The organism is Tessaracoccus sp. (assembly GCF_016714275.1).
GTDB lineage: Bacteria > Actinomycetota > Actinomycetes > Propionibacteriales > Propionibacteriaceae > Arachnia.
Map to the genome: position 1 here is coordinate 679809 of NZ_JADJNP010000001.1, position 20226 is coordinate 700034.

Annotated in this window: 17 protein-coding genes and 1 pseudogene; 13 read left to right on the forward strand and 5 right to left on the reverse strand. The window is 70.5% G+C overall.

Annotated features, from left to right (window positions below; all coding sequences use genetic code 11):
• Positions 1 to 18: 18 nt before the first annotated feature.
• Positions 19 to 714, forward strand: a complete 696-nt coding sequence (gene deoC / locus IPJ61_RS03170; protein WP_297102934.1) for a deoxyribose-phosphate aldolase — start codon at positions 19 to 21, stop codon at positions 712 to 714.
• 1 nt (position 715) lies between these two features.
• Positions 716 to 1306 carry a hypothetical protein gene (locus IPJ61_RS03175; protein WP_297102937.1) on the forward strand — a complete coding sequence of 197 codons (591 nt, stop codon included), beginning with the start codon at positions 716 to 718 and terminating at the stop codon, positions 1304 to 1306.
• Positions 1307 to 1312: 6 nt separating this feature from the next.
• Here IPJ61_RS03175 and IPJ61_RS03180 read toward each other — a convergent pair whose 3' ends face one another.
• Positions 1313 to 3181 carry an ABC transporter ATP-binding protein gene (locus IPJ61_RS03180; protein WP_297102941.1) on the reverse strand — a complete coding sequence of 623 codons (1869 nt, stop codon included), beginning with the start codon at positions 3179 to 3181 and terminating at the stop codon, positions 1313 to 1315.
• Between the two features lie 250 nt (positions 3182 to 3431).
• On the opposite strand from IPJ61_RS03180, the gene dcd reads away from it, so the two are divergent.
• The gene (gene dcd, locus IPJ61_RS03185; protein ID WP_297102944.1) at positions 3432 to 4007 is read left to right on the forward strand and encodes a dCTP deaminase; all 576 of its coding nucleotides are present in this window, start codon (positions 3432 to 3434) and stop codon (positions 4005 to 4007) included.
• 10 nt (positions 4008 to 4017) lie between these two features.
• Here dcd and IPJ61_RS03190 read toward each other — a convergent pair whose 3' ends face one another.
• Positions 4018 to 5115, reverse strand: a complete 1098-nt coding sequence (locus tag IPJ61_RS03190; protein WP_297102947.1) for a MalY/PatB family protein — start codon at positions 5113 to 5115, stop codon at positions 4018 to 4020.
• Positions 5116 to 5150: 35 nt separating this feature from the next.
• Positions 5151 to 6344, reverse strand: a complete 1194-nt coding sequence (locus tag IPJ61_RS03195) for a hypothetical protein (RefSeq protein WP_297102950.1) — start codon at positions 6342 to 6344, stop codon at positions 5151 to 5153.
• Between the two features lie 430 nt (positions 6345 to 6774).
• On the opposite strand from IPJ61_RS03195, the gene ileS reads away from it, so the two are divergent.
• The 7 genes from ileS to IPJ61_RS03230 all read left to right on the forward strand — a co-directional run bounded on the left by ileS (position 6775) and on the right by IPJ61_RS03230 (position 14993).
• Positions 6775 to 9909 (forward strand): isoleucine--tRNA ligase, encoded by a 3135-nt coding sequence (ileS, locus tag IPJ61_RS03200; RefSeq protein ID WP_297102953.1) that lies wholly within the window; start codon positions 6775 to 6777, stop codon positions 9907 to 9909.
• A gap of 64 nt (positions 9910 to 9973) precedes the next feature.
• Positions 9974 to 10780, forward strand: a complete 807-nt coding sequence (locus IPJ61_RS03205; protein WP_297102956.1) for a DUF7537 family lipoprotein — start codon at positions 9974 to 9976, stop codon at positions 10778 to 10780.
• A gap of 177 nt (positions 10781 to 10957) precedes the next feature.
• Entirely contained in the window at positions 10958 to 11662 is a 705-nt protein-coding gene (locus IPJ61_RS03210) for a DUF4129 domain-containing protein (protein ID WP_297102959.1), read from the forward strand.
• A complete protein-coding gene (locus IPJ61_RS03215) occupies positions 11655 to 12164 on the forward strand; it encodes a hypothetical protein (RefSeq protein ID WP_297102962.1) in 510 nt (169 codons plus the stop codon). Before IPJ61_RS03210 ends, IPJ61_RS03215 begins: the two co-directional genes overlap by 8 nt.
• A complete protein-coding gene (locus IPJ61_RS03220; protein ID WP_366505145.1) occupies positions 12161 to 13162 on the forward strand; it encodes an AAA family ATPase in 1002 nt (333 codons plus the stop codon). The genes IPJ61_RS03215 and IPJ61_RS03220 overlap by 4 nt, the downstream gene beginning before the upstream one ends.
• Complete coding sequence (locus IPJ61_RS03225) at positions 13159 to 14436, forward strand: DUF58 domain-containing protein (protein ID WP_297102965.1); 1278 nt, start codon at positions 13159 to 13161, stop codon at positions 14434 to 14436. Before IPJ61_RS03220 ends, IPJ61_RS03225 begins: the two co-directional genes overlap by 4 nt.
• The gene (locus IPJ61_RS03230; protein ID WP_297102968.1) at positions 14433 to 14993 is read left to right on the forward strand and encodes a hypothetical protein; all 561 of its coding nucleotides are present in this window, start codon (positions 14433 to 14435) and stop codon (positions 14991 to 14993) included. The genes IPJ61_RS03225 and IPJ61_RS03230 overlap by 4 nt, the downstream gene beginning before the upstream one ends.
• A gap of 4 nt (positions 14994 to 14997) precedes the next feature.
• On the opposite strand, the gene IPJ61_RS03235 is transcribed toward IPJ61_RS03230, so the two are convergent.
• On the reverse strand, positions 14998 to 15993 hold the full coding sequence (locus IPJ61_RS03235) for a Gfo/Idh/MocA family protein (RefSeq protein WP_297102971.1): 996 nt from the start codon (positions 15991 to 15993) through the stop codon (positions 14998 to 15000).
• A gap of 44 nt (positions 15994 to 16037) precedes the next feature.
• The gene (locus IPJ61_RS03240) at positions 16038 to 17219 is read right to left on the reverse strand and encodes a DUF480 domain-containing protein (protein ID WP_297102973.1); all 1182 of its coding nucleotides are present in this window, start codon (positions 17217 to 17219) and stop codon (positions 16038 to 16040) included.
• A gap of 102 nt (positions 17220 to 17321) precedes the next feature.
• Here IPJ61_RS03240 and IPJ61_RS03245 point away from each other — a divergent pair.
• The 3 genes and pseudogenes from IPJ61_RS03245 to ngcE all read left to right on the forward strand — a co-directional run.
• Positions 17322 to 17486, forward strand: a pseudogene (locus IPJ61_RS03245) (hypothetical protein); the annotation flags it as partial.
• Positions 17487 to 17560: 74 nt separating this feature from the next.
• Positions 17561 to 18835: an aspartate kinase gene (locus tag IPJ61_RS03250; protein ID WP_297102976.1), complete on the forward strand. Its 1275-nt coding sequence runs from the start codon at positions 17561 to 17563 to the stop codon at positions 18833 to 18835.
• Between the two features lie 44 nt (positions 18836 to 18879).
• Complete coding sequence (ngcE, locus tag IPJ61_RS03255; RefSeq protein WP_297102979.1) at positions 18880 to 20220, forward strand: N-acetylglucosamine/diacetylchitobiose ABC transporter substrate-binding protein; 1341 nt, start codon at positions 18880 to 18882, stop codon at positions 20218 to 20220.
• The last annotated feature ends 6 nt before the right edge of the window (positions 20221 to 20226 follow it).

Here is a 20226-nt window from a genome sequence, read left to right on the forward strand (position 1 = left end):
CAGACGAAAGGATCCACGATGGAAATCACCCGCTCGGCGCTCGCCCAGATGGTTGACCACACGCTGCTCAAGACCGAGGCCACGCATGCCCAGATCTCGGAACTCGTCGCGGAGGCGAGGGAGCTGGGGACATACTCCGTCTGCGTGTCGCCGTCTATGCTGCCGATCACCGCCGAGCTCGGCGATGTCAAGGTGGCGACGGTGTGTGGCTTCCCTTCCGGCAACCACACGGCGGCGACGAAGGCCGCGGAGGCCACCGAGTCGTCGCGGCTCGGCGCGGACGAGGTCGACATGGTCATCAACATCGGGCTGCTGAAGGAGGGCCGCGCCGACCTCGTCGAGGCCGAGATCCGCGCCGTCCGGGAGGCGACGACGGGGCTGCTCAAGGTGATCATCGAGTCGGCGGCGTTGACCGACGACGAGATCGTCGCCGCGTGTCGCGCTGCCGAGGCGGCAGGCGCCGATTTCGTCAAGACCTCGACCGGTTTCCATCCCGCGGGCGGGGCCTCGGTGCATGCGGTCGAGCTGATGGCCGAGACCGTCGGCGGACGCCTCGGCGTCAAGGCGAGCGGCGGCATCCGCGACTATGCGACGGCGAACGCCATGGTCGAGGCCGGGGCCATGCGTCTCGGCCTCTCTGGCACCCGCGCGGTCCTCGACGGCGCCGACGACCCGGATGCCGCGGGGGACGACGGCGACGCGGGCGGGTACTGAGATGACCGAGCCCACGCGCCGCCCCGACGGCCCCGAGTTCCTGCCGCCCGGACAGCCGGCTCCGACGGCCCCCTCGCTGCCCCAGGACCAGACCCCACCAACTGGTCTTGTACCCACCGCCCCCGGCCCGGCGCAGCTGGCACCCGCCCCGCCTGAGCGGGTTGGACGGGGCATCCTGTTCAGCGTGCTCGCGGTCGTTCTCGGCGCCGCGCTGGCGGGCGCGGTCTACCAGCTCGGCTTCATCGCTTCCATCACCAGCTGGCTGATGGCCTTCGCCGCCGTCTGGCTCTACGTCAAGGGTGCGGGCGCCCCACCCCGGGCCGGGATCGTGCCGCTGATCATCGTCATCGTCGTCGGCGTGGCCATCTCGTTGTTCACGATGCTCGGAGTGAGCCTCTACTCGGCCATCGCGAACGACTACCCCGACGCGGCATTCGGCGAGATCATGCCCGTCGTCGCGGACAACCTGCTGTATGGGCCGGTGTGGCAGGCGTTCGCCACCGACGCGCTGATCTCGGTCGCGTTCGCCGCGCTGGGCACGTTCACGACGCTTCGGCAGTTGCGCAGGAACGCGGCCGCCGACGCGGCCTGACGGCGGCTACTGACCGCCGAGAAACTGCGTGGCGTACAGCGTCGCGTAGCTGCCCCCGCGCGCGAGCAGCTCGTCGTGTGTTCCCCGCTCGACGACCCGTCCCTCCTCAACCACGAGGATCTGGTCCGCGTGGCGCACCGTCGACAGTCGGTGCGCGATCACCAGGGATGTGCGGCCCTCGCGCGCCGCGTCCAGCGCCCGCTGCACCGCCACCTCCGACTCCGAGTCGAGGTGCGCCGTCGCCTCGTCGAGCACGAGGATCGGCGGCGCCTTCAGCAACAGGCGGGCGATGGCGAACCGTTGCCGCTCGCCCCCGCTCAGCCGGTAGCCGCGCTCGCCGACGACGGTGTCCATGCCGTCGGGGAGGCGCCTGACGAGGGCATCGATCTGCGCCGCCGTGAGCGCGGCCCACAGCTCCTCCTCGGTGGCCTCCGGCTTCGCGTAGCGCAGGTTGGCGCCGACGGTGTCGTGGAATAGGTGTGCGTCCTGCGTGACATAGCCGACGGTGTCCTGCAGCGAGGCGAGCGTGAGGGTGCGCACGTCGCGGCCGGCCACCTCGACGGCGCCCGAGTCCGCGTCATACAGTCGCGCGATGAGGTGCGTGATGGTGGTCTTTCCCGCGCCCGACGGACCGACAAGCGCGACGGTCTGGCCGGGTAGGGCCTCGAAGCTGACGCCCCGTAGCACCGGCGACGACGCCGACTCGTGGAGAGCCGCCGTCGGCTCCAGCGACTCCAGCGAAACCCGCCCCGCGTCGGGGTAGGTGAACCACACGTCGCGGAACGCGACGCTGGGGGGGCCGTCGACGGCGCGGGCACCGGGGGCGTCGACGATCAGCGGTCGGAGGTCGAGCACCTCGAACACCCGCTCGAAGCTGACGAGGGCCGACATGATGTCGACCCGCATGGCGCTCAGCTGCAGCAGCGGCGCGTACAGGCGGGCGACAAGGGCGACGAGCGCCGTCAGCGTGCCGACCGTCAGGCCGCCGTGGACGGCAGACACGCCGCCGAAGCCGTAGAACAGCGCCGTCGCGAGCGATCCGACCAGAGCGAGCGCCGTCATGTAGCCGCGCGAGATCATCGCGATGCTCACTCCGGTGTCGGCGACGGCGCCCGCCTGCTCCGCGAAACCCGAACTCTCGCGGTTGGGCCGGCCGAAGAGCTTGACGAGCAGCGCGCCGGAGACGGAGAAGCGCTCCGTCATCGTGGCGGACATCTCAGCCTCCTGCTGCATCCGTCGGTGGGAGAGGTCGGCGAGGCGGCGGCCGACGATGCTGGCCGGGATCATGAAGATCGGCAGCAGCACGATCGCACCGAGCGTGAGCGGCCACGACAGCACCAGCATCGAGCCCAGCACGAGGACCAGCGTCACGCCGTTGCTGACGAGCGCGTACAGCGTCGAGGTGAAGGCCTGTTGCGCGCCGTTGACGTCCGAGTGCAGCCGCGAGACCAGCTTGCCCGTGTGCGAGCGGCTGAAGAACGCCAGCGGCTGACTCATCACGTGATCGAAGACCTGCGTGCGCAGCCGGAGGATGAGGCCCTCGCCGATCCGGGCCGAGCACCACCGCTCGACGACGCTGACCGCTGCCGACGCGACGGCCATGACCGCCACCGCGACAGAAAGACCGACGACGACGCCCGTGTCGCCCGCGAGCACGCCGTCGTCGATGATGCGCTGAAACAGCAGCAAGGGGGCGACCGACAGCGCGCTGCCGACGGTGACCGTGAGCAGGAAGACGAGGAGCAGCCCCGCGAACGGGCGCCCATAGCCGATCACGCGACGCGCGACGCCCCTGTCGATCCTGCGCCGCGAGATCGAGGGGTCGGTCGAGAGCTTTCCCAGCATCTGCCATCCGCCGAACCCGCCAACGCTCATCCGCTCGCTCCTCCTCCTGCCTATCCTGGCACTAGCGTTCCGAGATGATGCCGCAATACCGGGGCGCGCGACTAGTGGTCCGTCGCACCTAAAGGTACCGATCAGGACGCGGGGTCAGGCGGGATGAGCGACAAGGCGGAGGAGGGAGTCATAGCGGGGCACTACGTCAACCGACGACAACGACGTCAATCGCCCGCATGGCGCCGCGTACCGGTGCATTTAGGTGCGACGGGCCACTAGGCTGGCGCGCATGCTCTTGAGCGATCGCGATATCCGCGCCAGCGTCGACGCCGGCTCCGTCCGCCTCGACCCGTGGGACCCGGCGATGGTCCAGCCATCCAGCGTCGACGTACGTCTGGACAAGTACTTCCGCGTGTTCGAGAACCACCGCTACCCGTCGATCGACCCATCGGTCGAGCAGGCCGAGCTGACGCGGCTGATCGAGGTCGACGCCGGCGAGGCTTTCGTGCTGCACCCGGGCGAGTTCGTGCTCGCCTCCACCTACGAGACCGTGACGCTGGGGTCCGCTGTCGCAGCACGGCTGGAGGGCAAGTCGTCGCTCGGCCGCCTCGGCCTGTTGACGCACTCCACGGCGGGTTTCATCGACCCCGGCTTCTCCGGCCACGTCACGCTCGAGCTGTCCAACATGGCGACGCTGCCCGTGAAGCTGTGGCCGGGCATGAAGATCGGCCAGCTGTGCTTCTTCGAGCTCACCTCACCCGCCGAGCATCCCTACGGCTCCGCTCAGTACGGCTCCCGCTACCAGGGCCAGCGCGGGCCGACGCCCTCGCGGTCCCACCTGAACTTCCACAAGACCGAGGTCTGACGGCCATCCTCTAGAGGGAAGCCCGCATCCGGGCGACGGCCTCGGCGATGATCTCCTTCGACGTGGCGAGGTTCACGCGGACGTGCTGGGTCGCCGTCGGAGCGAAGTCCGTTCCCAGGTTGAACCGCACGCGGGCCACCTCGTGGAAATGCCGGCCCGGACTCGCCAGGCCGAGCGGCGCGCAGTCGAGCCAGGCGAGGTACGTTCCGGGCGCGGGCTCGTAGGTGAGCGCGGGCAGGTGTTCGGCGAGCTGGTCGCGGAAGAACAGCTTGTTGCCCTCGATCTCCGCCGCGGCGTCGGCCAGCCAGTCGCGGCCATCGGTCAACGCGGCGGAGTGGGCGAGGATGCCGAAGTAGCTGGCGCCGTCGGACACCAAGGGGCCAAGCCTGCGGAGCACCGCCGGATCGCCGACGATGAGACCCGCCTTGAGCGCAGCCAGGTTCCAGGACTTCGACGCCGACGTCACGATCACCGCATTCGTCGCGCCAGGCACCGCGAGGTACGGCACGTGCGCGGCGCCGGCCAGGGGCGCGTGGATCTCATCGGAGATCACGACGACGCCGTACTCCTCGGCCAACCGGGCAACCTCCGCCAGTTCGTCGGCGGTGTGAATCGTGCCGACGGGGTTGTGCGGCGAGCACAGCAGGTACGCCTTGGGGAGGTGGGTCGCGAAGGCAACAGCCAAACCCGCGAGGTCGAGGCGGCCGTCTTGCATGGGGACGTCGACGATCGTGCGATCGTGGCTTACGCCACGGAAGGGCGGGTAGATCGGGGAGTTGATGACGACACCGTCGCCCGGCTCGGTCACGGCGACGAGCGCGTCGCGCATGCCGGTCACGACGTCGGTGGCGAGCTTCATCTCCGCGAGCTCCGGCCGCCAGCCCCACTGCCATTCGCTGTAGTCGGCGAACGCCTCCTGGTAGGTGGGCAGCTGCGGATACCCGGTGTCGCCCTCGCGTAGTGCACGCTCCAGGCGCTCCCGCACCGCCGGAGCGACGTGCGCATCCATCTCGGCCACGAACATCGGGATCACGTCGGGTTCGAAGCGCCGCCACTTGATGGTGCCGCGGGTGCGCAGTTCGGGCAGGGGAACGTCGAAGATGGCCATGCGCGACATCCTGCCAGGTCGCGCCGGAGCTCCCCTCAGCGGTTCTCGCCCGGCGAAAGCTCGCGGACCACGGCAGAGAGCACGTCGTGCAGGAAGCGGAGGTAGCCGTCGACACCGTCGGGGCGGACGGGGCCGGCGGTGACGATCGTGGCGACGTCGCGCTCGAACCACAGCTCCGCGAACGGCGGGACATCGGCGGTGAACAGCCGCCAGACGGACGGTCGCAGCAGGCCGCGGGCAACCGACGGCGACTCCGACGTCACCCGCCACTGATCGTCGAATACGGGCGCGCCGACGGTGACATCCGCGCCGCCGACCAGCTGGGAGAGCAGGACGTCGTCGCGCGACAACCGCACGGAGGGGGTGACGCTGAGTCCCGGCTGGCGCAGACAGATCACCGAGCGTGCGCCGCCGACGGCACCGGACCGCGACGACAACCGCCACCCGAACGCGGGCAGCGAGCCGAACTTGCCGACGAATCCGTCCGAGGCCAGCGACGGGGACCACGGCAGATGCCGCACGCGCTCCGCCAGCTCCCGCGCCTCCGGGTAGTGAACCCAGCCGCGGTGGCCCGCCCACACGGCCCACTCGTCGGTATGCGGCGCCTTCAGCCCGAGGAGCGAGACGTCGCGCGCGACGTGCCGCGACACCGAGGTGCGGGGGGCAGCTGCCGCGCGTCCCTTGACCTTGACGGCGTCGAGCACCCGCGGCTCGATGGTGTCGACGAGGCGGCGCAGCAGCGTGAGGTAGCGGTCCATGGCCTCCGCCCAGACGCTCCCCTTCGCGGCGAGCAGGATCGCGTCGCGTTCGAACCAGACGGCAGAGAAGTCGGGCAGCACGGGCATCAGCTCCGCGCGCATGGCGGGGCCGACGACGTCGCGCGCGAACTGCGGACTGGGGGACGACACACGCCAGAGGAGGTCGAACTCGTCGTCGATGGGGACGCGGGGGGCGTCGGCGAGGAAGTCGGCCTCTTGGAGCGTCAGTGACGGAAACTCGACGCCCGGAACGCGGATGGCGGCCACCGTCGTCGGCGCGCTCCCCCCATCGCCCGCGAGCCGGAAGCCGAAGCAGCCGAGCCCGCCGAACGAACCGGCCCATCCGTCAGTAGGCATCGGGTAGCCGAGATCGCTGAGGCCGCCACCGCGGAAGACACCGCGCATCGCGGGCCACTCCGGCAGGTGCTGCATGCCCCGCTCCGCGGCCCAGCCCGCCCACTCGTTCGACATCTGGCCTCCTCCTTGCCCCATCGTGCCAGGAACCGCCGATGCCCGGGTCAGACCCCGGGCGTCAAGCCGTCCCCCCGCCGTCCCCGTCCTTCCTTCCTGACGGATAAGTGCTGTCATATCAAGACAATCGCGAAAAACGGGGTGCGCGGAGCATCTCGGTGGCGTTTTCCGTCAGCAACGACGCAGACTTGGTCTCGACTCAGTCCCCGACGCATAATGGGGCCTTGTCCGCACGGCGACGATGGGGCCATCACCCCGGAGCTGCCGGAAGAACGGCGAGGCGACTCGCTCACTAGAACCGGCGGCGGACAGAGAAGAAGTGGGGCACCCGCTCCGCGGCCACGGCCGTGCGGCGAGGAGCCCAAGGAGGGTGGTACCGCGGGCCTCGGCTCGTCCCTTCAACCGAAGACGTTGAAGAAGGGATCCTCCGATGACCACCTCACCCGGCTACCGCGCCGTGCCCGCACAGGTCGACTTCCCCGCGCTCGAGCACGAGATCCTGAAGCTCTGGGACGAGCGGGGGACGTTCGAGGCGTCGCTGGAGCAGACGCAAGGCGGCGAGCCGTGGACGTTCTACGAGGGCCCGCCCACCGCCAACGGCATGCCGGGCACGCACCACATCGAGGCGCGCGTGTTCAAGGATCTGTTCCCGCGGTTCAAGACGATGCAGGGCCGCCACGTCGAGCGCAAGGCCGGCTGGGACTGCCACGGCCTGCCGGTCGAGCTCGCCGTCGAGAAAGAGCTGGGCTTCTCCGGCAAGGCCGACATCGAGGCCTACGGCGTCGAGGCGTTCAACGCGAAGTGCCGCGAGTCCGTGCTGCGCCACGTCGACGCGTTCACCGAGCTGACCGAGCGCATGGGCTACTGGGTGAACCTCGACGACGCGTACGTCACCATGACGTCGGAGTACGTGCAGTCGCTGTGGTGGGCGCTGAAGCAGATCTTCGACAAGGGGCTGCTGCAGGAGGACTACCGCGTGGCGCCGTACTGCCCGCGCTGCGGCACCGCGTTGTCGGACCACGAGCTGGCGCAGGGCTACGAGGACATCACCGACCCGTCCATCTACGTCCGCTTCCCCGTGACCTCCGGCCCGCTGGCCGGCGCCGCGGATCTGCTGGTGTGGACGACGACGCCGTGGACGCTCGTGTCGAACACCGCGGTCGCCGTGCGCGCCGACGTGACCTACCGCGTTGCCAGGCACCCCGAGCAGCGCGCCGTCGTCATCGCCGAACCCCTCGCCGACAAGGTGCTGGGCGAAGAATGGACGCTGACCGATGCCTTCACCGGCGCCGAGATGGAGAAGTGGGCCTACCAGCGCCCGCTGGAGCTGGTGGAGTTCCCCGCGCCCGCGCACGTCGTCGTGCTGGCCGACTACGTCACCACCGACGACGGCACCGGCCTCGTCCACCAGGCGCCGGCCTTCGGCGAGGACGACATGGCCGTCTGCCGTGCCTACGGCCTTCCATTCGTGAACCCGATCCGCAAGGACGGCACGTTCGAGGCCGACCTCGCGCTCGTCGGCGGCGCGTTCTTCCGCGACGCCAACCAGCCCATCCTCGACGACCTCGCCGCCCGCGGCGTCCTCTTCCGTAAGCTCGACTACGAGCACGCCTACCCGCACTGCTGGCGCTGCCACACCGCGCTCCTGTACTACGCCATGCCGTCGTGGTACATCCGCACCACCGCGATCAAGGATGCGCTGATCGCGCAGAACGAGGCCACCAACTGGCACCCGGAGAACATCAAGCACGGGCGCTACGGCGACTGGCTGAACAACAACATCGACTGGGCGCTGTCGCGCAGCCGCTACTGGGGCACGCCGCTGCCGATCTGGCGCAACGTCGACGACGAAAAGGATCTGATCTGCGTCGGCTCGCTCGCCGAACTGGGCGCGCTGACCGGCCGCGAGCTGACCGACCTCGACCCGCACCGCCCGTTCATCGACGACGTCGTGATCGAGCGGGAAGGCAGGACGTACCGTCGCGTGCCCGAGGTCATCGACGCATGGTTCGACTCCGGCTCGATGCCGTTCGCGCAGTGGGGCTACCCGCACGCGCCGGGCTCGACGGAGCTGTTCGCCGAGCGCTACCCGGCCGACTTCATCTGCGAGGCCATCGACCAGACCCGCGGCTGGTTCTACTCGCTGATGGCGGTGGGCACGCTGGTGTTCGACGAGTCGAGCTACCGCAACGTCGTGTGCCTCGGCCACATCCTCGCCGACGACGGGCGCAAGATGAGCAAGCACCTCGGCAATGTGCTGGAGCCCATCCCGCTGATGGACCAGCACGGCGCCGACGCGGTGCGCTGGTTCATGGCGTGCTCCGGGTCGCCGTGGTCGGCGCGGCGCGTGGGCCACCAGGCGATCGGCGAGACGGTCCGCAAGGTGCTGCTGACCTACTGGAACACCGTCGCGTTCCACTCGCTGTACGCGCGCGCCGCCGGGTGGGCGCCGACGGGGGACGCCCCTGGCGTCGGCGAGCGACACGTCCTCGACCAGTGGCTGACGTCGGCCACGCAGCAACTGATCGTCGACGCCACCGAGGCGTTGGAGGCCTACGACACGCAGCGCTACGGGCAGGCGCTGGCCGGGTTCATCGACGCGCTGTCGAACTGGCACGTCCGCCGCTCGCGCCGTCGGTTCTGGAACGGCGAGCCGAGCGCGCTGTGGACGCTGCACGAGACGCTCGACGCACTGACGAGGCTCCTTGCGCCGATCATGCCGTTCGTCACCGAGCGCGTCTGGCAGGACCTCTTTCACGCGGCCGACCCGGAGGGACCGTCCTCGGTTCACCTCGCACCGTGGCCCGTCGCCGACGAGTCGCTGATCATCCCCGCACTGTCGGAGGCGATGGAGTTGACCCGCCGCACCGTCGAGCTGGGCCGCTCGGCGCGCGCCGAGTCGAAGGTGAAGATCCGCCAGGCGCTGGGCCGGATGCTTGTCCCTTCGGCGATCTTCGCGAAGCTCTCCCCCGAGCTGCAGGACGAGATCAAGGCGGAGCTGAACGTCGAGCGGATCGAGTCGTTCGCATCGGCCGGCGATCTGGTCGACTACTCAGCGAAGGGCAACTTCCGCAACCTCGGCAAGCGGTTCGCGAAGCGCACACCGCTGGTGGCGAAGGCGATCGCCGAGTTGGACGCCGCCTGGCTGGCCGAGCAGCTGCGCGACGCCGGCCGTGCCGTGATGGGCTTTGAGGGCGAGGACGTCGAGCTGACGGCCGACGACGTGATCGTGACCGAGCGCCCGCGCGAGGGCTGGTCCGTGGTCAACGAGCAGGGCGAGACGGTCGCGCTTGACCTGGAGCTGACGCCGGAGCTGATCCGTGCGGGCCTCGCCCGCGAGGTGATCCGGTTTGTGCAGGAGGCCCGCAAGCGCGCCGGTCTGGATGTCTCGGACCGGATCGCGCTCGTCGTCGAGGCGGGCCCCGAGCTGGCCGACGCTGTCGCCGCGCACCGCGACCTGATCGCCTCCGAGGTCCTCGCCGTGGAGCTGATCCAGGACGTCGTCGACGCCCCGACCGACGAGGACCAGGAACTCGACCTGAGGATCGCACTGCGAAAGGCATGACCCAAGAGGTCCCGCGGATAGGTGGCGCCTCTAAGCTGAGACCACCAACATCAGGAGGTACTTCATGAGGATCACCGGCGCCTTCGCCGCAACGCTGGCCGTCGCCCTGTTGGCCGGTTGCGGCTCGCCAGCCCCTTCCGCGCCCTCTGGGCCTGCGTCGTCACCGCCCCCGGCCGTCACGTCGGCCCCTGCGGCCACAGATCCTGCGCCCTCTCCCTCGGAGACCAGCGCTGCGCCCGGCGGGTCGGAACTCTCGGTCGACGATTTCCTGCAGCGCGTCAGCGGCGCGAAGCTGAAGACCTACACCATGGATATGGAGATGTCCATGACCATTGAGGGCCAGCAGGTGGCCTTCACGACCTCCGGCAGCTTCGATGCCACCGACCCCGCCGACCCGAACTCACACATGAAGATGAACATCGGGGGTGTCGAGATGGAGATGATCCTCCTCGACGGCGCTGCCTTCATGAAGGCCGCGGCGGCAGGCGATCAGTGGATGAAGGTGGACCCGAAGGATGCCGCGGAGATGGGAGGGACCTCTGGGTCCGAGATCGGCCAGTGGACCGAGGACTATGCCAAGAACGTCGAGAAGGTCGAACTCGTCGGCGACGAGGACCTGAACGGCCTGACGGTGACGCGTTACCGCCTCACGATGAAGCCCGGGGCACTGGACAACCTCGGCATGGAGGACGTCGAGATCACGGCGACCGGCGTGGTCTTCGACGTCTGGATCGACGGCGAGGGATTCACCCGCAAGTTCGCGATGGATATGGCGGGCGACCTTCCGGCGACCATGACCGCGACCTTGGACAACATCAACGAGCCGGTGACCATCAAGGAGCCCAAGGACTGGGTGGAAATGCCCGGCTAAGTCGCCGACCACCACGGCCTGGTCAGCTGGATCGCCTTGCGCTCGGCGCAACCGCATGACCAACGCGGCTGCGTACGTCGGTTCGCGGCGTGAATCGCGCTTAACGCGGCTGCCTCCGTCGGCATAGCGATACACGCAGCCGCAGTGACGGCCGACCGCGGTGGCTAGGCTCGGGGGATGGACGATCGACGACGCGGCGCGACCCTCGTCGTCGGCGCGCTCGGCGTCCTTGTGCTCGCGGCGCTGGGCGCGGGCAGCCAGTGGGGGCGGATCGTCACCATCAGGCCGGAGACGCCGCAGCCCCCGCCAGTTGAGCCGCTGGCGTCGCCGACGTGGTCGCCGTCGTTCCCGCCGCATCCCCTGGGTGACCTCCCGGAGGTCGAGCCTGCACGCCTCCCCGACTGGGTCGCGGAACTCGCCGGCGCCCTCGTCGTCGCGGCCGGACTCGCGCTCGCCGCGTGGCTGGTCGTCGTCCTCGTCAAGGCGTTTCGGGCCCCTGGGCTGCGACTGGCCGGCGCGGGGACTGGGAGCGCCGTCGAGATCCCGGAGATCGACGAGGAGGAGGTCGCGCTGTCGCTGGCACAGACGCTCGCCCGGCTGCGCTCCGGCGTGGCCGTCGGCGACGCCGTGGTCGAGTGCTGGCGCCGGCTTGAGGCCATCGCCGCCGAGACCGGTGTCGCTCGCGAACCCACCCAGACCAGCGAGGAGTTCACCGTCGCCATCCTCGCCCATACGGTGGTCGACGACGACGCGCTCGGCGACCTCGCGCGCCTGTATCGGCGCGCGATGTTCTCCACGCACGTGTTGAACGATGACGACCGCGAACACGCCGTCGGCTGCATCGAGCGGCTGGCCGACCAGATGGGTGCGCGCGATGCGTGACGACGACCGCCCGACGGTGCGGGGCCTCGCCCGGAACCTGGTCGTCGGAGCGCTCGCAGCAACCGTCGTCGTACTGTTCGGGAGACTCACGCAACTGGACGTGGCGCCCATTCCCGCCGTCGTCCTCGGCCTGCTCGCTGGGGCGTGCCTGTGGCTCGTCGGGTGGGTCGTGGAGCCGGCGGGGCATCCGCGATGGGTCCAGCCCCAACCGCCGGCGGAACTCTCGCGTCTCGCACCCGACGCGCGCACCCGCCGCCTCGTCGCCCTCCTCGACCACGCGGGGCCGGGTAGGGGCTTCGAGTCGTCGGCCCTGGCGAGGCTGCTGGGACAGGTAGCCTCCGAACGACTGGCGCGACGCCACGGTCTCCCTGCCGACGAGCCCCTCGCCCATGCCGACGCCGTCCTCAGCCCGAGGCTGCTCTCCTACCTCCGCGCCGAACGCCCGCCTGCCATCAAGCGCTCAACGCTGCACGCCTACCTCAAGGAGATCGACGAACTGTGACCAGCATCCCCTTCCCCGCGCCCCTGCCGCTCGCGGAGGCCAGCGACCTCGCGCGTCGTGTCCTCGATGCCGTCGACGGCGCTCTCGTCGGAAAGCGCAACCAGATGGCGCTCGTCCTCGCCGGGGTGCTCGCCGGCGGGCACGTCCTGCTCGAAGACCTCCCCGGACTGGGCAAGACACTGGCGGCACGCTCGCTGGCGCAGGCGCTCGGGCTCGAGTTCACCCGGGCGCAGTTCACGCCCGACCTCTTGCCCGCGGACCTCACCGGATCGTTCGTCTACGACCAGAACGCGGCCGAGTTCGCGTTCCGTGAGGGCCCGGTCTTCACTGGACTGCTGCTGGCCGACGAGATCAACCGCACCCCGCCCAAGACCCAGTCCGCGCTGCTCGAGGCGATGCAGGAGCGCCAGGTCACCGTCGAGGGCCGCACGTTCACGCTGCCGCGGCCCTTCCACGTGCTCGCCACCGCCAACCCCATCGAGCACGAGGGCACCTACCCGCTGCCGGAGGCGCAGCTCGACCGCTTCCTGCTGCGGCTGAGCTTCGGCTACCCCGACGCCGACGAGGAGTGGGACGTGCTGTCGCGGCGCGTCGGCCGCAAGCGCGAAGAGCAGAGCATCGACGCCGTGCTGGATGCCGAGGGCCTGCTGCGGGCGCAGGCGGCCGTCGAGGAGGTGCACGTGGCGGAGTCCGTCGGCCGGTACGCCATCGAGCTCGTGCGCGCCACGCGCGACCATCAGGACACGCTCGTGGGCGCCTCGCCGCGCGGCTCTCTGGCGCTCCTCCTGTGTTCGCGAGCGCTTGCCCTGATCGAGGGACGCGACTTCGTCGTCCCCGAGGACGTCAAGCGGCTGGCGGTTCCCGCCCTCGCGCACCGGATCGTGATTCGCCCGGAGCTGTGGCTGAACGACGTCCACCCGGAGTCCATCGTGGCGGCGGTGCTGGGCGCCGTGCCGGTGCCCGACGCGCCGTCTGGCCCGCCGGAAAGGCACGGATGACGTTTCTCCCGACCCACGCGCTGCTGCGCTCCGCCCTCCTCGGCGGCGGACTCGGGCTGTTCGCCGTCGTGCTCGGCCGGCCCGGCCTGCTGATGCTCGCCGCCCCTTTCGTCGTGCACGTCATCTGGGCGCTCGTCTCCCGGCCCTCGACGGCGCCGGGCAGTGACGTCCGGCCCCGTGCCGTCGCCGTCGCCGAGGGGGAGACGGTCGACGTCGCGGTCGAACTCCGCGGCGCACCGCGGGGTGCCCTCGCCGCGACCCAGTGGCCGCAGGTTCCTTCGTCGGCCTTCACTCCCGCGGCGGGAACCGTGCTCGACGGGGCCTCCGGACGCGTCGTGACCGGGTTCGAGCCGACGCGGTGGGGCCGGTACACGCTGGGGCCGGGGGTCGTGTCGTGTACCGACGCGAGCCTCGGCTGGCGCGCGACAGCCGCGACCCCCACCGTGACCGTCACCGTGCGGCCGGCCTCCACGACCCTCGAAGGTGGCAGCGGCGTCGCCCACCCGATCGGGCTTGCCGGGGCGCACCGGTCGCGCCACCGCGGCGACGGCAGCGACCTCGCCGACGTGCGCGAGTTCCGGCCGGGCGACAGGCTCCGGCGGATCAACTGGCGCGTCACATCGCGGCTCGGCCAGCTGCACGTCAACTCGACGCTCACCGAACGCGACACCGACGTCCTGATCGTCGTCGACACCCTCCAGGACATCGCTCCCCCGGACGAGTCCGCGCCCACGAGCCTCGACGCCACCGTCCGCGCCGTCGCGGCGATCTCGCGCCACTACGCCCGCTTCGGCGACCGGGTGGCGGTACACGACCTCGGGCTCCGTATCGGCCTGATCCGCCCCGGCGCGGGGCCCCGCCAGACGCGGATGATCCTGGGGGTCCTTTCCCGGGCGCGACGGACGCTGAACGACTGGGTCCGGATCCGGCCCGTGCGGCGCGTCGCCGGCGGCACGCTCGTTTTCTTCTGCTCGCCGCTGATGGACCCCGCCGCGCAGGACGAGCTGGTACGGCTCCGTCGGCTCGGGGCGGAGGTCATCGCCGTCGACACACTTCCCGAGGGCGTGGGTCAGCTCTCCGACATCCCGGCTTTTCCGCGCGACTCGTCCCTGGGAGAGGCGTGGGTGCTGCGCAGGATGGAGCGCGACGGCGTGCTCGACAGGCTGCGCGCTCATGGCATCCCCGTCACCGCGTGGCGGGGAACCGGAAGCCTCGCCACCGTCTTGTTGGCGATGGAGGCGGCCAGATCGGCGCCCCGGCGGAGCCTTCCGTGAGGTCACTTGCGGCGCTCATCGCCGATGCCGTCCACGCGCTGCGTCTCGTCACCCCCGGGCAGTGGTGTCTCCGCACGATCGGCGCCGCCTGCCTCGCCGCGGCCACGCTGCTGTGCCTGGCCTGGTTCCCCACCCCGCTGGACTTCCTGCTGATGATCGTCATCGCCGTCACCGGGGCATGGGCGTTCGGCCGGCCCGACTCCCTCGCCCCGCTGCTCTCCACCGCGGCGCTGTGCCTCTGGTGGGTCGTCGCGGCAGGTGACGCTGACTGGTGGCGCACCTCCGCGTTGGCCCTGCTGGTCGCCGCGTTCCACGTGACGGTCGCTCAGGCCGCGGCCGCACCGACGTACGCGACGATCTCCCGCAGGGCGGCGGCGTCGATGCTGGCCAAGGGTCTCGGCTACCTGGCCGCGAGCGCCGGCGCGATGCTCGTCGTCGCGGCGGTGACGTCCATTCCCGACGACGTGGTGCCGCGAGGGATCGCGTGGATCGTCGTCGCGTTGGTGGCGATCGTGTCGGCGGGCACGGCTGTGCTCTCCCGCATCCGGGCCGACTGACCCCTCAGCCCAGGTCGACCTTCGCCTCGGCGTGCGTGACACCCGCCTGGCGCAGGCAGCTCTCCAGCACGCGCATCACCTCGAGCGTGTCGTGGAGCGGCATCGTCGGCGACTCCAGGTCGCCCGCGACGATCCGCTGCGTCACCTCCGCGAACTCGTGTGCGTAGCCGCCGCCGGTGGGACGCGCCTCGATGATGCGCGGCAGCACGCCCGCGCGATGGACGGAGATCGTCGTCGCGTGGTGGAACCGCGGCTCGACCTCGATCCAGCCCTTCGTCCCGATGATGGTCATCCTCCCGGGGCCGGGCCCGTCGAAACCGCAGGTCAGCGACGACATGCCGCCGCCGGAGTGGCCCAAGTTGATGCTGGCGGCCTTCTCGACGCCGGTGGGATACAGCCGGGTGAGGCAGTCGACGGAACGGATGTCGCCGAGGAAAGCTTGCGCGAAGTTCACCAGGTAGACGGCGAGGTCGAGGATCGCACCACCGCCGAGGTCCTTCTCGAACAGCCGGTGTCCCGCCTCGTAGTCGCGCGCGCCACACAGGTCGCCTTGGACGGCGAGCACCTCACCGATCCTTCCCCATGCGACGACCTCCCGCGCCGCAGCGATGGCGGGCTGGAACCGCGTCCACATGGCCTCCATAGCGAAGACGCCCTTGGCGCGGGCGGCGTCGACGACCTGCTGCGCCCCGGCGAGCGTCGCGGTGAAGGCCTTCTCGATGAGCACGGCCTTGCCGTTCGCGATGGCCGCAAGAGCGATGTCGCGGTGGTGCGGGTGCGGGGTCGCGATGTAGACGACGTCGACTTCCGGCGACTCGAGCAGCTCGCGGTAGGACCCGTAGGCGTGCGGCACGCCGTAGCGGGCGGCGAACTCCTGCGCCTTCTCCTTCGTCCGTGACGCGACCGCGACCAGTTCGGCCCCGGGCACGAACTGGAAGTCACCGGCGACCCCGTGCGCGATCGCCCCCAAACCGACAATGCCCCAGCGAACCGTGCTCATGCCCCCAGATTATCGGGCGCGGCTGAGGGGCGGGACGGAAGGGTTCAACCAGCGGTACGCCGCGCCAGGACGTAGAGGCGGTCGACAGAACCGAGGCGAAGGTAGGCGTCGACGTCGGCCAACCCGGCCCCGGCGAGGACCGCCCGCACCGCCGCCTGGTCGTGCAGCACCCACGGCACCGTCTGGTCCCCGAGGTCGCGGGTTGCGTCCTCGGAGGCGCCGGCATCGAGCGCGAGGACCAGCACGCCGTCGGGCGCGAGGGTGCCCGCGAGGCCGCGGACGATGGCCGGCAGTTCGCTAGGCGCGAAATGGTTCAGCACATCCCAGGCGACGACCCCGCCCCAGGCGGCGGCGGTGGCCGGGCGGAGAAGGCGGCGGAGGTCGGCCTCCTCGAACAGCACCTCGGGATGCCGGCGACGGGCGAGCATGACCTGCTGTGGGGAACGGTCGAATCCGGTGACGTCGGCGCCGAGGTCGGCGAGATAGGCCGAAACGGCGCCGGCTCCGCAGCCGACATCGGCGACGGGGCGGCCGCCGGCCAGCTCGACGGCACGGGTGAGCACCCACCACTCGAACGGCGAGTCGAACAGCTGCTGGGCGCGCTCGTCGGCGTGGTCGTCCCCGAGTTCTGCGAACGCGGCGGCGAGCCGCTCGTCGCGCGCGGCGGGGCCGTCGGCGAGGGCCTGCTCGCGGTCGACGACGACGGCGGGCCCGGTGTCGACAGGAAGGTCGCCCAGGAGGTGCACCCAGCGGTGGTCCTGTTGACCGGGCCTACGCCCGAGGTCCTTGACCAGCGGCTCCTCACGCGCCGCCATCGCGGTCAGGCACTGCTCGACGGCGCCGCGGTCGGCGAACCCGTGCAGCCGCTCCGTGCGGGTCTTCAGCTCGCCGGGAGCCTGCGGCCCACGGAGCAGGAGGACGGTGAGGAGAGCGCGTTCGTCGTCGGCGAGGTCGAGCACCTGCGCGGCGGCCTGCGCGTACTTCAGCGTCCGCTTGCCGTAGTCCATCCACGTGACGCGCACGAGGCCCTTGTCTTTGAGGGACCGGATGGCGTCCTGGAGAGTGCGGTCGTCGTAGTCGGTGACGGGTTCTCGGCTCGACTTCTGGTTGCATGCGGCGCGCAGCGCGTTGAGCGTCAGCGGGTACGTGTCGGGGACGGTGATCTCCTTCTCAAGGAGGGACCCCAGCACGCGCTGTTCTTGCGTCGATAGTGTCGGCAGCGTCACGGGTCGAGCCTAACCCACACGTTCCTTGAGCCGGGCCCCCGCGCGAAGCGCCGGGCACGCTGTACGCCCACCTGACGGACGCCGTCCTCGAGCCCCGGCGACACCGTCGAGGCCGGACAGGTGATCGGCCACGTCGGGCTGACCGGCCGTGCCTTCGGGCCGCTCCTGCACCTCGAGTACTACGAATCCGGCGTCGCCCCAGGCGACTCCGCGAACGCCTCGGACCCTGTCGCGTTCCTGCGTTCCCTCGGCGTGGAGGCCGGCTGATCAGGGGGCGCGGCGCCGAAATGCCCAATGGCCCGGATCGGAAGTAGACTCTTCGCGGTTTCCCGGGAGGTTTCATGGGTCGCATTGTTCAGAAGTTCGGCGGATCGTCCGTCGCGGACGCCGAGTCCATCAAGCGCGTGGCGCGCCGAATCGCGCGCACGCGCGGCGAGGGGCACGACGTCATCATCGTGATCTCCGCCATGGGCGACACCACCGATGAGCTCATGGATCTCGCGCTGCAGGTGTCTCCCCGGCCGAAGTCGCGCGAGCTCGACATGCTACTGACCACCGGCGAGCGGCAGTCCGCCGCGTTGCTCGCGATGGCGCTGTCCGACCTGGGCGTCGAGGCCGTGTCCTACACCGGCTCGCAGGCCGGCGTGCTGACGACGCCGACGCACGGCAACGCGCGCATCGTCGGCATCACCCCCGGCCGGGTCGAGGCCTCGCTCGCAGAGGGGAAGGTGACCATCGTCGCCGGGTTCCAGGGCGTGTCCAAGCAGACCAAGGACATCACCACGCTCGGTCGCGGCGCGTCCGACACCACCGCCGTGGCGCTCGCCGCGGCGCTGAACGCCGACTACTGCGAGATCTACTCCGACGTCGACGGCGTCTACACCGCCGACCCGCGGATCGTGCCCTCAGCGCGCCAGATCCACGAGATCGGCTACGAGGACATGATGGAGATGGCGGCTTCGGGCGCCAAGATCCTCCATCTGCGTTGCGTCGAGTACGCGCGCCGCGAGAACGTGCCCGTGCACGTGCGCTCCTCCTTCACCGACAAGCAGGGAACCTGGGTCAGGAACCAGGACGAGATCAACAAGGACGAGACCATGGAACAAGCCGTCATCACCGGGATCGCGCACGACCGCGGCGAGGCCAAGATCACCGTCGTCGGTGTGCCGGACCGCGTGGGCGAGGCAGCCGCGATCTTCACCGCGGTCGCTGAGGCCGACGTCAACATCGACATGATCGTGCAGAACATCTCGCGCCTGTCCGACGTCAAGACCGACATCTCCTTCACCCTGCCCATGGCCGACGGCGCGAAGGCCATCGCGGCCATCGAGGCCGTCAAGGACGCGGTGGGCTACGAGGAACTGCTGTACGACGATCAGATCGGCAAGGTCTCCGCCGTCGGCGTCGGCATGCGCTCGCACCCCGGCGTCTCCGCCACGTTCTTCCGCGCGCTGGCCGGGGCCGACGTCAACCTGCAGATGATCTCCACCTCTGAGATCCGGATCTCCGTGATCGTGGGCGCCGACGATGTCGACGCCGCGGTCCGCGCCGCACACACCGCCTTCGGCCTGGACGCCGAGGAGGCCGCGACGGTCTACGCCGGCACCGGCAGGTAATCGTTCCCCCCGTCAGCAGGCGAACGGTCCTGGCTGCGCTCGCTATGAGCGCCGTCGGGTCGGTCGCGGCGTGCACGCGGCCTCCGGCTCCCCCGGTCCCTCCGCCGTCACCGTCGCCGAGCCCCACGCCTACCTCCTGGCCCAGCCGCCCAGGAGACTCGACGTCCATCGAGGCCGTCGTCTTCGACGGCGCGTTCGGCACCGCGTTCGTGACCGCCGCGGGCGAGCGGTTGACCGCGCGATATCCGGGGCTCCACGTCCAGGTGAGACCGGTGACCGCGGTCGCGACGGAACTCACGCCGCGGTTTGCCGCCGACGCCACCCCGCCAGACCTGATCGGAAACTCCGGCGCCGACGCGCTCGCCGTTTCCACGCTGCTGGACGAGCTGCTTCCGCTCGATGACTTCCTCGCGACGCCTGAAGAGGCGGGCACCCCGCTGTCGGACGCGCTGTTCCCCGTCGCCCGGGCTGCGGGAACGGTCGACAACCGGCAGGTGGCGCTGCCCTACGTGCTCACGGTGTTCGGCCTGTGGCACTCGGCGCACCGCCTCGCGGCGGAGGGCTGGACGATCCCCGCGACCTGGGACGGCATGCTCGATCTCGGCGAACGGGCGCAGAGTACCGGCACCTCCCTTTTCGTCTACGGCACGGACGCGGCGGACTACTACCTTGAGCTCGCCATCTCGTCGGCCATCAAGGAGGGCGGTCACGAAGTCCGGGTCGCGCTCGACAACCTGGCCGAGCGCGCCTGGGAACACCCTGCCGTGCTCGGCGTCCTGCGCGCGATCGAGGAGTGCGTGAAGGCCGGGTTCGTGCTGTCCGGCGGAGACTATCTCAAGGCTCAGCAGGAGTGGACCCGCAAGGGCCGCGCGCTGCTGTACCCCGCGGGGTCGTGGATCGTGCGCGAGACCGAGCCCAGCACGCCCGCCGATTTCGAGCTCGCCGCCGTCCCCGTGCCCACACTAACGTCGTCGCCCACGCTCTCGCCCGCCGCGGCCCACCTCACCGCGACGGAGCAGTTCCTCGTTCCTTCCCGCGCCGCAAACACCGATGGCGGCCTCGCGCTCCTTCGCGAGCTACTGACGCCCGAGGCGGCTGCAGATTTCTCGCGGCAGAACCTGGTGCCAACGGTGGTGCGCAACTCCGTGCCGTCGGACCTCGCGTCGTCGGCGCTGACGTCGCAGACCAGGATGATCGCCGACGCCGGCGACGACGTGTTCAGCTGGCGGTTCACCAGCCACTACGGCCTCTCCACCGACCTCACCCCGCTCTGGGCGCGCTTCCTGAGCGGAAGGCTGAGCGCTGAGGGCCTCGCCGAGCAGACGCAGGCGCTCACGGACAAGGTCCGCAACGACCCGGCGGTCGAGCGCTACACGGTGAGCTGATCCCGC

Bases quoted from the DNA above. Each gene is read 5' to 3' on its own strand.
- IPJ61_RS03235 (WP_297102971.1), bottom strand. From the start codon at position 15,993: ATGAGCACGGTTCGCTGGGGCATTGTCGGTTTGGGGGCGATCGCGCAC.
- deoC (WP_297102934.1), top strand. From the start codon at position 19: ATGGAAATCACCCGCTCGGCGCTCGCCCAGATGGTTGACCACACGCTG.
- ileS (WP_297102953.1), top strand. From the start codon at position 6,775: ATGACCACCTCACCCGGCTACCGCGCCGTGCCCGCACAGGTCGACTTC.
- IPJ61_RS03250 (WP_297102976.1), top strand. From the start codon at position 17,561: ATGGGTCGCATTGTTCAGAAGTTCGGCGGATCGTCCGTCGCGGACGCC.
- IPJ61_RS03190 (WP_297102947.1), bottom strand. From the start codon at position 5,115: ATGGCCATCTTCGACGTTCCCCTGCCCGAACTGCGCACCCGCGGCACC.
- IPJ61_RS03195 (WP_297102950.1), bottom strand. From the start codon at position 6,344: ATGTCGAACGAGTGGGCGGGCTGGGCCGCGGAGCGGGGCATGCAGCAC.
- ngcE (WP_297102979.1), top strand. From the start codon at position 18,880: ATGAGCGCCGTCGGGTCGGTCGCGGCGTGCACGCGGCCTCCGGCTCCC.
- dcd (WP_297102944.1), top strand. From the start codon at position 3,432: ATGCTCTTGAGCGATCGCGATATCCGCGCCAGCGTCGACGCCGGCTCC.
- IPJ61_RS03225 (WP_297102965.1), top strand. From the start codon at position 13,159: ATGACGTTTCTCCCGACCCACGCGCTGCTGCGCTCCGCCCTCCTCGGC.
- IPJ61_RS03175 (WP_297102937.1), top strand. From the start codon at position 716: ATGACCGAGCCCACGCGCCGCCCCGACGGCCCCGAGTTCCTGCCGCCC.
- IPJ61_RS03210 (WP_297102959.1), top strand. From the start codon at position 10,958: ATGGACGATCGACGACGCGGCGCGACCCTCGTCGTCGGCGCGCTCGGC.
- IPJ61_RS03215 (WP_297102962.1), top strand. From the start codon at position 11,655: ATGCGTGACGACGACCGCCCGACGGTGCGGGGCCTCGCCCGGAACCTG.
- IPJ61_RS03180 (WP_297102941.1), bottom strand. From the start codon at position 3,181: ATGAGCGTTGGCGGGTTCGGCGGATGGCAGATGCTGGGAAAGCTCTCG.
- IPJ61_RS03205 (WP_297102956.1), top strand. From the start codon at position 9,974: ATGAGGATCACCGGCGCCTTCGCCGCAACGCTGGCCGTCGCCCTGTTG.